Consider the following 14462-nt stretch of genomic DNA (forward strand, 5'->3'; position numbering starts at 1 on the left):
TTGGCGGCGATGACGAGCGTCGTGGCGGGTCAGGCCCACGCCACGGGTGGGCGGGGAAAGGTCAACAGACTGTCGATACCCGTCTCTGTGACGAGGAGCATTTCGCCGAGCGCGGCGCCTCCCACGCCCGGTATGAACAGGTTGGGATGGATCTCCAGCAGCATTCCGGGAGCGATGGTCACATCCGATCCTGCCGCGGCGACCGTGCCCGATGTGTCGAAATGCTGGGGGAAGGCGTCCGTCAGCATCGGCTCCTCATAGGAGTGGCCGAGGCCGTGACCATTCCGGAAACGTCTGAGGGCGGGATGGGCGTCCATCAGCCCGCTCGCGCGAAGCGTCTGCTCCATGGCCGCTTCCACGCCCGCAAGCGGCAGCCCCGGCCGCAGCGCCTCGAAGGCGGCCGCCATCATCTCCTCCACCAGGCTATGCAGGGCGGAATGGTCCGACCTCAGAGGGCCGATCGCGCCCATCCGGATCCCGTGACCCCAATGGCCGTCGACCGTGAGCGCGACGCCGAGCAGCACCTGGTCGCCCGGTTGAGGGGAAGACTGTGTTTCCGCCGGCCAGTAGCGGCAGTAGTCGGCCTCTGGGCGGATCGTGAGCCACGTCCGGCAATAGTCGGCTCCGCCGCGACGGGCATGCGCCTCCAGCTCCACCTGAATGTCCGCTGCCGACGACCGCCGCGCCAATTCCGGTCCCAGACGCGCGAACAGCTCGTCGCAAAGCCGGGCCGCCACGCGATGGGCGGCGATCTCATCCGCGTCCTTGCGCATGCGCAGCCGTGCAGCCCGCTCGTCAAGGGACGGCCCGCCCGCAAGGGGGGCCAGGCGGGCGTGAAGTGCGGCAGGCATCTCGTCGAAGCCGACAGTGGCCACCGGTCCTGGCAGGCCCATCTTCCGCACCGCCCAATCCCAGTCGGCGGGACGGGCGTCGATCGCGGTGAGGTCGGCAGGAAGGCCCCCGGCCAGCGGCATCATGAAAGGGCTGCCCACCAGAAGGCGGGAGCCGGACGGCGTCAGGACAAGAAGGGAAAGGCTCTCATGCCCGTCCCAGCCGGAGAGATAGCGCAGGGCGCCATGGGAGCGGGTGCCGGCGCCGAGGGCGCTTCCAAAGCCGAAGACCAGCACGGAGGCCGCACCACACGCGCCCGCTTCGGCCAGAAGAGCCGCGCGGCGGTTCGTGTGCGTGCTGGAAGCCGCCGAGCCCATGGCGGCCTACAATGCACAAGAGGCGGGCCGGATCGCGCGGCATGCGCGATCCCCCGAGAAATCTGCCATGATGTGACCCTCTGGAGCGGCTCTTCTGTCCGCCTTATGGGTTGCATTGCAAGTGACAGACGCTTGGTTTGTCCAATCGTATGTTTGCAACCGAGGTATAAATTGGATTTATACCTCGTGTGTGATCGCCTCCTGCTCTGCGTCCGCGATCTGTTGCGCCATGCGGGCAATGACCCGCGCGGGGTAGCTGTCGGGCCCATCCACCCAGCTGGCCGTGAAGCTCAGGTCCGGGAGGGGGTCGGCGGTGACGTTGAGCAGGCGCAGTTCGCCGCGCTCGAGCTCGCGTCCGAGAAACACCGGCGTGATGACGGCGGGGCCGATGCCGTCCAGCACCATGCGCACCACCATGGAAAGCGAGGCGCTGCCATACATGCGCGGCTCGCCGAGGCCAGCCCGCATCAGCATGTCACGAACCACCTTGTAGGGCGAGCTGTTGGACGCATAGGTGATGATGGGGAAGGCTGCGACATCTGGCAGGCTGACCGGACCCGGCCCGAGGGCTGCATCGTGGCGCACCACCCAGGCAAGCGGATAGGTGCACAGGGGCAGGTTCTCGACCCGTGCTTCCAGGATCGGTCCCATGAGGAAGGCGAGATCGAGGTTGCGCCCCATGAGCTGCGTGGACAGGACGGAGGTGCTGTCCACGTGGATTTCCAGCACCAGGGCCGGATAAGCGGCGTGCACCTGCTCGATGAGGCGCGGGAGCCAGGTCTGGACGATGGTCTCGGCCACGCCAAGACGCACCTTTCCGCTCATGGTTGTCTGGTCGCGCGCCGCGCGCAGCATGTCCTTTTTCGCCTCGATCATCCGCTCCGCATGGACAAGAAGTTCCTGCCCCTTCGCGGTGAGAGATACGCCGCGCGCGTCCCGCTGGAACAACCGCACGCCAAGCGTCTGCTCCAGCGAGGCAATACGCTGGGAGACGGCGGGCTGCGTGGTGCCGAGCTTCTCCGACGCGGCCCGCAGGCTGCCGAGGGCTGCGGCCCAGAAGAACGTCTCGATGTTGCGGAAGTCGATCATGGAGAGATCATGCGCCGGAAGGCGTGCCGGGGCCAATCCACCCCCCAGAACCGAGCTTGGCGGAGCAGCCCAGCCGGTCCCGGGAAGGGCAGATTATCGTCCATCCCGAAGGCCGGGGCGCTGGTTTCCGACCTGCAGAGCATCTCGCCTCAGGACGGATCGCTTAAGTGCGTCGCAGCCCTCTCCCGCGATAGTCCCTGCCGAGCAGCACGGCCCCGGACTGGCAGGCCGGGTTTCGCCAACGGGCCGGTGACGTTGCCCTCATCGCTCGTCAGCTTGAAGTTCGTTCTGGCCCATTGATTGGACCAGGCATGAGGCGCAGGAAGGCAAGATCGCCCTCCGCCAACCCCGATGGCATCGGCTGGGGGAGAATCCCATGAGCACAAATGCCACAGGGCCGGCCTGCCAACCTTCAGTTGGCCGCCGACAGGCTCAGGTGTTCGATGATTTCTTCGCCGCTGCGGATTGCATGGTCCCGGAAGGCCGCCTCCGCGGCCGCCGCATTTCCGGCTAGCAGTGGCTCTATGAGCGCGAGATGACGCTCGCGTACCCGCTCCATGGTCGGCGCCAGCTTGTTCGACGAGGCGATGTAGAGGCGGAGCTGGTTGGCGATCAGTCCGTATTGCTCAGACAATCGCCGATGGCCGGATAGTCCGACGATAGCCTGATGCAGGTTCATGTCGGCCTGCACCAGATCTTCGCCTCCGCCCTTCTCTGTGGCCTGCGCCAGTTGCCCATAGGCGCCCATGACAACAGCGCGCTCCGTATCGCTGATTTTCTCGGCGACGAGTCGCCCGGCAAGCGCCTCCAGGCTCGCGCGCAATGTGGAAAGCTCCCAGGCGTCCTGAATCGTCAACGTCAGCACGTCCCAACCGCTATAGGGCCGTTGGATCACCAGCCCTTCCGACACCAATCGCTGCAACGCCGCGCGGACCGTTCCCCGCGACAGCATGAACTGTTCGGCAAGACGGGCTTCGGTGAGCCGGGAGCCGGGTGCGATCGCGCCGGTCAGGATCGCCCGGCGCAGACTGTCAGCCGCTGCACGGTCGAGGCTTTGGCGCTTGGGGGGCTCCAAAGAGGTGATGCCGCTCATTTATCGGTCCCTGGGTGACGCAAATATCAGCTTGACCAAATAAATATCGAAGCGTGTAGTTTCGTCAATTGTTGACAATCAACTATCAGTTCAGGGGCCGGACGTGGAATCGGAGAGCGTCTTCAAAGGCACGGAAAGTGGAGGCTGGCGCCGCGTGCATCAGGCGGACGCCGCCCTTCTCTTCCTCAACCGGTGGCTCATGATTCTCATTCTCGGCGCGATGGCGGTCATGGTCTTCACCAGCGTGATGCTCCGCTATTTGTCCGTAGGGGCGCTGGTTTGGGCGGAGGAACTCAGCCGCTATGCGATGATCTGGCTCGCCCTCGTCGGGATGGGTCCGGTTCTGCGCGTCGGGGGCCATGTCGCCGTGGATTCACTGGCCGAGCTTGCCCCGCCCGTTGCGCGCAAGCTGCTGCGCCTCGTCGTGGTGGTTCTGGTGGCCGCCACCTGCATCTGGGTCGCTTATGCCGGCTGGTCCTATGTGGGGCGCTCGTGGCACCAGACGACGCCGGTCCTCGGTGTCCCCTTCGCCGTGGTCGCGCTCGCTGCGCCGGTCGGCTTCACGCTGACCCTCTGGCATCTCGCGATGATTGCGGTCGGCTTCGTAAGGCAGGGCACGTTCGAAACCTCCGACGACCTCGATCCCGAAAAGGCAGCGGCGGCATGATCTCCCTCGTCATGTTTGCCGCGCTGAGCGGCCTGCTGGTCATCGGCGTGCCAATCGGCTTCGCGATCGTGCTGGCAACACTGACAGCCACCCACGCCGGGGATCTGACGGCGATCATCGTCGCGCAGAAGATGATCGCCGGCCTGGACAGCTTTCCGCTGATGGCGATTCCCTTCTTTCTGCTGGCCGCGGAATTGATGTCGAGCGGTTCGCTGGCGGAAGTTCTGCTTCGATTTGCTTCGCTTTTCGTCGGCCACAAGCGCGGCGGTCTCGGCTATACCAACGTCCTCACCATCACTTTTTTCTCGGGGATCAGCGGCTCGGCGGTCGCCGACGCGGCCGGGCCCGGTGCCCTGCTCATCCGCATGATGGGCCGCTCGGGATATCCGCTGCCCTATGCGGCGGCCTTGACGGCCAGCGCCTCGCTGGTGGGACCCATCATCCCGCCTTCCATCATCATGATCCTGTATGCCCTACAGGACGATGCGGTCTCGGTCCCGCGCCTGTTCGTGGCCGGCGTGCTGCCTGGGCTGCTCATTTCCGGCGCGCTGCTCGGCTACAATGGCTACGTCAGCCGGCGCCGCAACTTCCGCGACGACGGCGTGCCGCCGACCTGGCGGCAGGGCCTCGCCGCCAGCTGGCGCGCCATTCCGGCGCTGATGCTCCCGCTGCTCATTGTCGTGGGCGTGCACAGTGGCGCGTTCACCCCGACGGAGGCCTCCGTCATCGCGGTGTTCTACGCCCTCCTGTGCGGGATGTTCATCTACCGCACGCTCACTTGGTCGATGATCCCGGACATCCTCGCCCGCTCGGCGTTCATGACGGCCGCGGTGCTGCTGATCATCTCCGCCTCCATGGCCTTCGCCTGGCTGCTCACCTACGCCCAGGTGCCGCAGATGATGACTGAGTGGATCGGCTCGCTCGGCCTGTCGAAGCTCGCCTTCCTGCTGGCGGTCAACGTCTTCCTGCTGATCTTCGGCATCTTCATCGAGCCGCTTCCGGGCGTGCTGGTGCTGGCGCCCATCCTCGCCCCCATGGCCGCCACCCTCGGCATCGATCCGACCCACTTCGCCATCGTGGTCATCATCAATCTCAACCTCGGCATGATCACGCCGCCGGTCGGCAGCCTGCTGGCGGTCACCGGCATGGTGGCCAAGGTCCGGATGTCGGAGCTCAACCGCGAGATCTACCCGATCCTCGCCCTGCAGCTGGTCGTGCTGGGGCTCATCACCCTCATTCCCGCCCTGACGCTCGCCCTGCCGGACTTTCTCGGCGCGCGGTGACGCTATTTCCTTCGAAACGGAGACTGACGTGAATCTCGCCCCAACCCTGAAGCTCGACCGCCCTTCGCAAAGCGCGGCTGGACGCATCGTCAAGGCGGAGTGCATTCTCGCCTCCGTGCCGTTCCAGAGTGATGCCAAGCCGGTCTGGGCGTTCACCAGCGCGCCGCGCAACAATTTCGACACGCTGTTCGTGCGGCTGGAAACCGACACAGGACTGGTCGGCTGGGGTGAGGCGTTCTCGCGCAACGAAGACGTTTCGCTGCGCGTCCTGATCGAAACGCGGCTTTTCCCGCTCGTCCTCGGCGAGGATGCCGCCGCAATCTCGCGCATCAAGTTCAAGCTGGAATTCGGGATGCAGAATTTCGGGCGGGTCGGCCCGACCATGTACGGCATCTCGGCCATCGACATCGCCCTGTGGGACATCGCCGCCAAGGCGGCCGGCCGACCGCTGGTCGACCTGCTCGGCGGGACCTTCGCGGAGGACGTGGAGGTCTATGCCAGCCTGCTGCGCTACGGCACGCAGGAGGGCGTGGCCCGCGCCACCCAGCGCGCCATCGACGAGGGCTACCGCTTCATCAAGCTGCACGAGATCACCTATCCCGAGATCGCTGCAGCCTGCGAGGCCGCCGGCACGAACGCGCAGGTCATGCTGGACGTCAACTGCCCGTGGTCGGTCGCCGAGGCCTTGGTCATGGATGCCCGCCTCGCCGGCCTCGGGCTGATGTGGCTTGAAGAGCCCATCTGGCCGCCGGACAATTATCGCGGCCTTGCCCGCGTCCGGCAGTCCCGCCGGCACCGTATCGCCGCCGGCGAGAATGCCGGCTCGCTTCATGACTTCGTCGCCATGGTCGATGCCGGGGCCATCGACATCGCGCAGCCCGACGTGGCCAAGACCGGCGGCGTGAGCGAACTTTTGAAGATCGCCGCGTTCTGCGAGGCGAGCGCCATCGAGTTCGTGCCGCACTGCGCCCTGTTCGGCCCCGGCCAGCTGGCGACGCTGCACATCTGCGGCGCGCAGCGCTCGGTACCCATGCTGGAGCGGCTGTACTGCGACTTCGAGGCTGAGATCTACGGCGGCGCCACCCTGCCCGTGAACGGCCGCCTGCCGGTTCCCCGCGCGCCCGGCCTCGGTATCGAGCCCGATCTCGACATTGTCGAGCGCTACCGCGTGGCCTGACCGCGGCGTCGCTCCTCCTTCACCCGAGCAAACCGACGTCCCTCCCCCGACACAGTCAACCCGGAGACTTTCGATGAAGAACTGGCTTATCGGCGCCGCGCTGCTCGCCTTCGCTGCGACCTCGGCGGATGCGCAGACGACCAAACTGAAATATGCCTTCGTCAATCCCATGGGCAGCCATTTCGGCGCGGCGGCGACGGCGTTCAAGCAGTCTGTCGAGAAGGACTCCGACGGCCGCATCAAGGTCGACATCTTTCCCGGCGGTTCCCTCGGCGGTGAGCGGGAAATCATCGAGAGCGTGCAGCTCGGCACCATCGACATGGCGATGACCAGCACTTCGGTGGTCGGCAATTTCGCGCCGGAGGTTCTGGTGTTCGACATTCCCTTCCTGTTCCGCGACACCGCCCACGCCCGCGCAGTTGTCGACGGCCCAGTCGGACAGGACATACTCAAGAAGTTCGCGGCGCAGAACCTTGTCGGCCTCGGCTACGGCGAAAACGGATTTCGCCACCTCACCAACAACAAGCGCGTGGTGAAGGCGCCCGCCGACATTTCCGGCATGTCGATCCGCACGATGGAAAACCCGATCCACGTCCGGGCATTCAGCCAGCTCGGCGCGCGCCCGACACCGATCGCCTGGCCCGAGCTCTACGCCGCGCTCCAGCAGGGCGTGGTCGATGGCGAGGAAAACCCGCTCTCGAACGTCATCACCGCAAAATTCTTCCAAGTTCAGAAGTACCTCGCCCTGACCGGCCACGTGTATGCACCGACCGCCATCCTCATGGCGCCGACCGTGTGGAACAAGCTCAGCGCCGAGGACAAGAAGATCATCGAGGCGGGCGTTGCCAAGGCGATCAGCGCCCAGCGCGCCGAAGTGGAGAAGCTCGAGGCGACCGGCGTCGAAACGCTTCGAAGTGCAGGCATGGAGATCAACGAGGTGGACAAGGCTCCGTTCGTCGCCCTCATCGAGCCCGCTTATGCCGATTTCGCCAAGCGCTTCGGTCAGAAGACGATCGACGCGATCCGCGACACCAAGTAGCCCGCGCCTGACAGCGCTTTCAGGGTCCATCAGCCGGGGGGCGTTCTGGCAAAGGGCGGCGCGCCTCATCCCTGCACCCATGAGGGTCATGGCGATGGCGCGCGTCCGGCCGCCGGTCTCAGGTTGATGGAAAGCAACAATGGGCCTTCGGACCGGAGTCCGAAGGCCTAACTGATCTCAGGCTGCCGCCCGCTCCGGCACCGGCAGGCCGAGCCATTCGGTGTAGAAGGCGTGCTTCCCATACGTCACGTGCCCTTAGGTGAAGCATAAATTCGGCCGCTCTCTCCTAATTATTGCCGCGGAAAGCTCTATCGCAGGCTGGATCATGACATAGGCAGGCGCTACTCATGCTTGCATCACTTGTCAGGGAAGTTGCAGCAATGGCCGCAAGGAAGTCGACCCCCACCTTTGGCGCTTTCGACCGGAACAAGACTTTGGCAGAGAACACGGTGAATGCAGGACCCGTGGTGCTGGATTCGAATGTCACGCTGAAGAACCCTGACGGCACCGGCTTCGAGGGCGGTGCGCTCAGCGTAAAGTTGGCGAGCGCAGGCCCGGACGATAGGCTTTCCATTGCCGAGGTCGGAGGCATTACGGTCGAGACGGATGCCGGCAGCGGCACGACCTCTGTCTTCTACAACGGAGTGCGGATCGGCACTGAAACCGAGTTCGGGCAGAACGGCTCCGCACTTACGGTCAGCTTCGACCAGCCTGTAAGCGATGATGCAGCGACGGCTCTTGCGCGGGCCATCGCCTATTCCAGTGCGGGCAACGCCCCTTCCAAAGCCGCCCACGCGCTCACATTCACCGCCACCGACGCCGAGCACACCTCAACGTCCGCGACGATGCAGCTCAAGGTGAAGGCGGGGAACGATGCGCCGGTCGTCTCCGGCCTCGGCCCCGTATCGTCTCACCCTCCGACCAGCGCAGCGGACGGCGTGATCATCGATGGCGACGCACATGTGGCAAATCCCGATGGAACGGGCTTCAAAGGCGGCAAGCTTGCCGTTCATCTCGACAGCGCAACTGCTACGGATGAGCTTTATCTGGCAAACGGCCCGTTCAGCATCACGGGCACCAAGCTGTATCTCGACGGACGCCCCGTCGGGACGGTTTCAGCCAATGGGGTGTCGGGCCACGACCTCGCCTTCACCTTCAAGGGCAACGTTGCCATCTCCGATGCGCAGATGAGCGCGCTGATGGAGCAGGTCGCCTATCGGTCGACCGCGCCGGGCGCGCCGACCACTCCGGACGGAGTGACCTTCACCGTCACCGATGCGGAGAAGAGCGCAGTCAGTACGCATGTTGCTCTCGCCTTCGAGAATCAGGCGCCGACACTCCTGTCTGGCAGCCCGGCGAGTGGCATCGCTCTCATTTCGGTCGGTGCGGCAGGCGAGCACGGCTCCGGCTCGAGCTTCGACCCGGCGATCTCCGGTGATGGCACGGCGGTGGCCTTCGCCTCATACGCCGCCAATCTTGCCCCCGGCGTCAACGCAGGCCAGAAACAGGTATTCATCAAGGACCTCTCCTCCGGCGCAGTTGTGCTGGTTTCGGCGAACGCCTCGGGAATCGCCAGCAACGCGAATACGCCTCAAATTACCGCAACGGTGGACGTCTCATTCTCGCCGGATGGCCGCAAAGTGGCATTCGTCTCGACTGCGTCCAACCTCGTGCCGGGTGACACGAACGCGACCGACGATGTTTTTGTGAAAGACCTTGACACGGGCGCCATTACCCGGATTTCGACTGACTCGTCTGGTGCTGAGATAAACGCTTGGAGTGGGAGGCCGGTCTTTTCGCCCGACGGAACCAAAGTTGCCTTCGAATCCGGCGCGCGAGACCTGGCTGGAGACACCAACGGCAGCGGCCTGTATGTGAAAGATCTGGTCACAGGCGCTACCACCCAGGTATCGATCAACGAGCCTGGAGCCTTCACGCCCACAAATGGCTACAATCCTGCCTTCTCCCAGGATGGGACCAAGATCGCCTTCGTAGCATTTGGCAATGAATTTGGGCCCAATGTTGTTGGCGGTAGCATGTGCGTATTCATCAAAGATCTGACGACTGGCGATGTGACTTTTGTATCCGCCGCGAGCGCCCACGAAGTGCGTCCCATTTTTTCTCCGGACGGCACAAAGATCGCATTCATGTCAAACGAAAGCTCCGTCGTTCCGGGGGGCGAGATGTGGGGCACCCATCTCTATGTGAAGGATCTTCAGACCGGCGAAATCACCTGCGTGAGTTCACCCGGCGGGGTCCTGCCGAACGACGGGGTTGTCAGCGACACCTTCTCCTTCTCGGCCGACGGCACGAAGATCGTCTTCGCTTCCTCGGAATCGACTTTACCCGGCAACGCCGGCGGCGTGGTCAACATTATTGTCGCGGACCTTCAGACCGGCGAATTAACCCCCATAACATCTTACGCCAACGACGCCAGCAGCAGCCCTGTTTTTACACCCGACGGCGCGCACGTCATCTTCACGTCCAAGGCGACCAACCTCGTCGCCAACGACACCAACAATGCGAGCGACATCTTCATCGCGCCGGTCCCGACGTCCTCCGTCACCAACGCGACACTCACCGAGGACCCTGCGCACAAGACCCTCAACGCCGCCGGCACGTACTATTTCGCTGATGCCGATGCCTCCGACACCCACACTGTTAGCGTTGCGGCGCCTGCCGACGCGCTGGGCACGCTCACGGCGAAGATCGTGAGCGACATCAACGGCACCGGCGGCGTGGTGTGGTCCTATGTGGTGGACGAGGCCAAGGTGGAGCCGCTCGCCGCTGGCGAGACCAAGGTCGAGAGCTTCGTGCTGACCCTCGACGACCACCATGGCGGCACCGTCGCCCAGAACGTGACGGTCACCTTGACCGGCGCGGGCGACGGCGACGACTCGCCCGCGATCGCAACTCTCGCTTTCGCCTCGGCGGAGACCACACAGGCGCGCGTGGGGACGCCTGACCTCTGGGCGTCCGTGGCGGCCAGCCTGTCCGGGGTGGACGAAGGGCTTTCCGGGCTCTTTGATGTTCTGGAAAAGCGTTTCGCAGCGCTGGCAGCCGCTCATCAGAACGGGTCCGCAGGCGCCTTTGACGGTCCAGCCTGGCACACCGGCGACGTCGCGGATCCGGGGCAGATCGCGGCCCAGCTGCGGACCGAACTCGTTGACCTGCTGGACACCCTCGGGAACCATGTCTCGGACCAAGGGACCAGCACGACGGCGACCGCGCACCACATCCTCGAAGGTGGGGCGGAATCTGTTGCGGCGCACCTGTGGGACGCTCTCCACGGCAATTCCGACGGCGGTCATTCCCTCATCTAGGGTGAAGGCGGACTGCTCAGAGACTGGGCTCGATCAAGCTGCACCGCAGGCCGGAGCAAACGACCGGTTAAGGCGGGCATCGATGCCGTGTGGGGAGGCATGTGCGATGATTGCAGTTAAAAGGAAGCGGCAAATTGCGTCGTGTCCGAACGCGGCGCACGATCAGGCAGCGCTTTGCGACCGACGAGCACCATGAACCGCGGACCCGGCAAGCGCAGGACAGGCAGGTCCTCTGACAAGGATTTGCCTTCCCGCGCGCTGTCCACCTGTCGCCAGGCCTTTCTCGCCGTGGCGATCTTCTCCGCGGTGGTCAACGTGCTGATGCTCGCCGGCTCGCTCTACATGCTGCAGGTGTACGACCGGGTGCTTCCGTCGCGCAGTGTGCCGACGCTAGTGGCCCTCACCATCGCGGTGGCAATGGTCTATGCGGTCCAGGGGCTGTTCGATGCCTTGCGGCAACGCATTCTCGGCCGCATCGGAGTGGCCCTCGACCAATCGCTTTCGGGCGAGGTCGCGCGTACCATTCTGAAGGGTGCCGCCGTGCGCCGCGGCGACGGCGGGACCATGCTGGCCCGCGATCTCGATGCGGTCCGCATCTTCCTGTCCGGCGTCGGACCCATGGCGCTCTTCGATCTGCCGTGGATCCCGCTCTATGTGGGAGCGTGCTTTCTGCTTCATCCGGTCCTCGGCAGCATTCTCGTGGTGGGCGCCACCTTGCTGGTGGCGCTCACGTTCCTCACCGAGATGCGGACGCGCCACCGGGTGGAGGAAGCCGGCCGCGCGGGAGCGGCCCGCAGCGCGCTTCTGGAGCAGGCGCGGCGCAATGGCGAGGTGGTGGCGGCGCTTGGGCTGACCCAGCGCCTGATCGCCCGGCTTGATCTGTACGGTGACGCAGCGGTTGCCGCCCAGCAGCATGCAGCGGACATCTCCGGCGGTCTCGGTGCCATTTCCAAGGTGCTGCGCTTCATGCTGCAGTCGGGAATGCTGGGGGCCGGCGCTTGGCTCGTCATCGAAGGTCAGGCCTCGTCCGGCGTCATGATCGCGTCCTCGGTCATCGCCAGCCGGGCGCTGGCGCCGGTAGAGCTGGCGATCTCCTCCTGGCGCCCCTTCCTCGCGGCGCGGCAGGCCTGGCAGCGCTTGCGCCAAGCGCTGGCCATTCCCCGCAGTGCCACCCTGGCGGTCGCACCAGAACGAGCCCGCCATCGGCTGACGCTGGACCATGTGACGGTGGCGGCGCCGGGCGCGACCACCGCCGTGCTCTCGCAGGTGAGTTTCGCGATGGAGGCGGGGCAGGTGCTGGGCATCGTCGGGCCTTCCGCGTCCGGCAAGTCTTCGCTCGCCCGCGTGCTGGTGGGCGTGTGGCCGCCCGCACATGGCGAGCTGCGCCTGGACGGCGCCACCCTCGATCAGTGGCCGGAAGACGTCCGGGGCGCGATGCTCGGCTACCTTCCGCAGGACGTGGAGCTCTTCGACGGCACCGTGGCCGAGACCATCGCCCGGTTCGATCCCGCAGCCACGGACGAGGCCGTGCGGGCCGCGGCGCGCGCAGCCGGGGCTTACGAGATGATCCTGCGTCTGCCGGAGGGGTTTGGCACGCGTATCGGCGAGGGCGGCGGCATTCTGTCGGGCGGTCAGCGCCAGCGTCTCGCCCTCGCCCGGGCGCTCTACGGCGACCCCTTCCTCGTGGTTCTCGACGAGCCCAATGCCAGCCTTGACGCCGAGGGTGAAGCCGCACTGGTGGCCGCCATCCAGGGCGTTAAGGCGCGCGGCGGCATATGCGTGGTCATCGCCCACAGGCCGGCCGCCTTGGCAATGACGGATCTGGTGCTCGTGGTGGTGGCCGGCCGAGTACAGGCCTTCGGCCCCCGTGACGAAGTCCTGAAGCGGGCGCTCGCCGGCCGTTCGGGCCATGCGGAAGAAAAGCCGCCGAAGCCTCGCATCGTGGCGGAGCGGGCCTGATGTCGGGCGAAAGGGGGAAGATGTCGCGCTTAGATCCGCACCACGATATCGGACGCGCAGCTCTGGTCGGCCTCTGCACCCTCGCGCTTCTCCTGGGCACCGCCGGCATCTGGGCCACTACCGCGCCGCTGGCCGGCGCCGTGATCGCTTCGGGCCAGGTGGTGGTGGAGAGCAACGTGCGGCGCGTCCAGCATCCCGCTGGCGGCGTGGTGGCCGAGGTCCGCGTCAATGACGGGGACCTCGTGAAGGTCGGGGACATCGTCCTGCGCCTCGATGCGACCACCGCCCGCGCGAGCCTTGCCATGGTGGACAATCAGCTCAACCAGTTACGCGTCCGCAAGGCCCGCCTGGAGGCAGAGCGCGACGGCCGCGATGCGCTCGACGTGCCGAATGAGCCGGCGCAGAAGGAGGATACTGCCTTCGCCTCCATTGTTGCGGGCGAGACCACACTGTTCAATTCCCGCCGCAACGCGCTTGACGGCCAGACCGCCCAGCTGCGCGAGCGCATGGAACAGACGCGGGAGGAGATCCGCGGGCTCCAAAGTCAGATCGCCTCCAAGCAGGAGCAGATCCGCATCATCGAGGTCGAGCTTGATGGCGTGCGCAAGCTTTTCAAGGCTAATCTCGTGGCGTTGTCACGTCTGACAAGCCTGGAACGCGAAGCGGCCCGGCTTTCGGGCGAGGCCGGCCAGCTCGTGGCGGAGGTGGCGCGCGCCCGCGGCCGCATCGCCGAGACGGAGCTGCAGATCCTCCAGCTCGGCCAGGACCAGCGCCGGGAGGTGGCGGCCGAGCTACGGGACACGGAGACGAAGCTCGCCGACCTCGTGGAGCGTCGGGTCGCGGCTGTTGACCAGCTCCAGCGGATCGACGTGCGCGCCCCGGCCAGCGGCTATGTGCATGAGAACGCGGTGCATACGGTGGGCGGCGTCGTCGCCGCCGGCGAGCAGATCATGCTGATCGTGCCGGAAGACGACGGTTTCGTCGTGGAAGCGCGCGTCGACCCCCAAATGATCGATCGCCTGAAGGTGGGCCAGGACGTGACCTTGCGCTTCACCGCCTTCGACAGCGCGACTACGCCGCAGGTGGAGGGCGAGCTGCGGCGGATCTCCCCGGACCTCTCGCACAATGCCCAAAGCGGCCAGCCCTTCTATCTGGTGCGGGTCGCCCTCAGAGAGAGGGAGCGCGCCCGGCTGGCCGGCAAGGCTCTGGTGCCTGGCATGCCCGTGGAGGCCTTCATCCGCACCGGCAGCCGCACCGCGCTGGCCTATCTGGTGAAGCCGGTGGAAGACCAGCTGATGCGCGCCTTCCGCCACGATTGATGGCCTCCTCCGCTCGGCTAGTCTCGAAGGTCCGAGAAGAGGTCTCAGACATCGAGTGGTCCGATGGACGAAGATGACGTTGCCCCCAACTTCTATCCAGCGGTGAGTTCGCTCTGGCGGTGGGGTTTGGCCTGTTCGGCGGTGTGAGCGGCGGGGTCTGGCGCGGAGCTTCTGGCTAGGCGCAGCGGCAGATCCCGTCGCGGGTGGAAGGTGGCGGCGAAGGCGGACGGGGTCTGCCAGCCGAGGCCGGAGTGGGGCCGCGATCCATTGTAATCGGACCGCCACACGCTCAAGGCGGCTCTGGC

At 65.7% G+C, this 14462-nt stretch carries 11 protein-coding genes; 7 read left to right on the top strand and 4 right to left on the bottom strand.

The window, feature by feature from the left end; genetic code table 11:
* Window positions 1–29: 29 nt before the first annotated feature.
* The 3 genes from ABLE93_RS05310 to ABLE93_RS05320 all read right to left on the bottom strand — a co-directional run bounded on the left by ABLE93_RS05310 (window position 30) and on the right by ABLE93_RS05320 (window position 3390).
* Window positions 30–977 (bottom strand): M24 family metallopeptidase, encoded by a 948-nt coding sequence (locus ABLE93_RS05310; RefSeq protein ID WP_348838407.1) that lies wholly within the window; start codon window positions 975–977, stop codon window positions 30–32.
* Between the two features lie 408 nt (window positions 978–1385).
* Window positions 1386–2297, bottom strand: coding sequence for a LysR family transcriptional regulator (locus ABLE93_RS05315; RefSeq protein ID WP_348838408.1), 912 nt, complete (start codon window positions 2295–2297; stop codon window positions 1386–1388).
* Window positions 2298–2709: 412 nt separating this feature from the next.
* The gene (locus ABLE93_RS05320; protein ID WP_348838410.1) at window positions 2710–3390 is read right to left on the bottom strand and encodes a GntR family transcriptional regulator; all 681 of its coding nucleotides are present in this window, start codon (window positions 3388–3390) and stop codon (window positions 2710–2712) included.
* A 154-nt stretch (window positions 3391–3544) separates the two neighbouring features.
* Here ABLE93_RS05320 and ABLE93_RS05325 point away from each other — a divergent pair, with 154 nt between their 5' ends.
* The 7 genes from ABLE93_RS05325 to ABLE93_RS05355 all read left to right on the top strand — a co-directional run bounded on the left by ABLE93_RS05325 (window position 3545) and on the right by ABLE93_RS05355 (window position 14157).
* Window positions 3545–4057 (top strand): TRAP transporter small permease, encoded by a 513-nt coding sequence (locus ABLE93_RS05325; RefSeq protein WP_348838412.1) that lies wholly within the window; start codon window positions 3545–3547, stop codon window positions 4055–4057.
* A complete protein-coding gene (locus tag ABLE93_RS05330) occupies window positions 4054–5340 on the top strand; it encodes a TRAP transporter large permease (protein WP_348838414.1) in 1287 nt (428 codons plus the stop codon). Before ABLE93_RS05325 ends, ABLE93_RS05330 begins: the two co-directional genes overlap by 4 nt.
* 28 nt (window positions 5341–5368) lie before the next feature.
* The gene (locus ABLE93_RS05335) at window positions 5369–6517 is read left to right on the top strand and encodes a mandelate racemase/muconate lactonizing enzyme family protein (RefSeq protein ID WP_348838415.1); all 1149 of its coding nucleotides are present in this window, start codon (window positions 5369–5371) and stop codon (window positions 6515–6517) included.
* Between the two features lie 73 nt (window positions 6518–6590).
* The gene (locus ABLE93_RS05340) at window positions 6591–7556 is read left to right on the top strand and encodes a TRAP transporter substrate-binding protein (RefSeq protein ID WP_348838416.1); all 966 of its coding nucleotides are present in this window, start codon (window positions 6591–6593) and stop codon (window positions 7554–7556) included.
* Between the two features lie 380 nt (window positions 7557–7936).
* Window positions 7937–10879, top strand: a complete 2943-nt coding sequence (locus tag ABLE93_RS05345) for a VCBS domain-containing protein (RefSeq protein ID WP_348838418.1) — start codon at window positions 7937–7939, stop codon at window positions 10877–10879.
* Between the two features lie 192 nt (window positions 10880–11071).
* Complete coding sequence (locus ABLE93_RS05350) at window positions 11072–12838, top strand: type I secretion system permease/ATPase (RefSeq protein WP_348838420.1); 1767 nt, start codon at window positions 11072–11074, stop codon at window positions 12836–12838.
* Between the two features lie 20 nt (window positions 12839–12858).
* Window positions 12859–14157, top strand: a complete 1299-nt coding sequence (locus ABLE93_RS05355) for an HlyD family type I secretion periplasmic adaptor subunit (RefSeq protein ID WP_348838421.1) — start codon at window positions 12859–12861, stop codon at window positions 14155–14157.
* 92 nt (window positions 14158–14249) lie between these two features.
* On the opposite strand, the gene ABLE93_RS05360 is transcribed toward ABLE93_RS05355, so the two are convergent.
* A partial coding sequence (locus tag ABLE93_RS05360; RefSeq protein WP_348838423.1) for an integrase core domain-containing protein occupies window positions 14250–14462 on the bottom strand: 213 nt, incomplete at its 5' end.

The organism is Xanthobacter pollutisoli (genome assembly GCF_040044995.1).
Classification (GTDB): Bacteria; Pseudomonadota; Alphaproteobacteria; order Rhizobiales; family Xanthobacteraceae; genus Xanthobacter.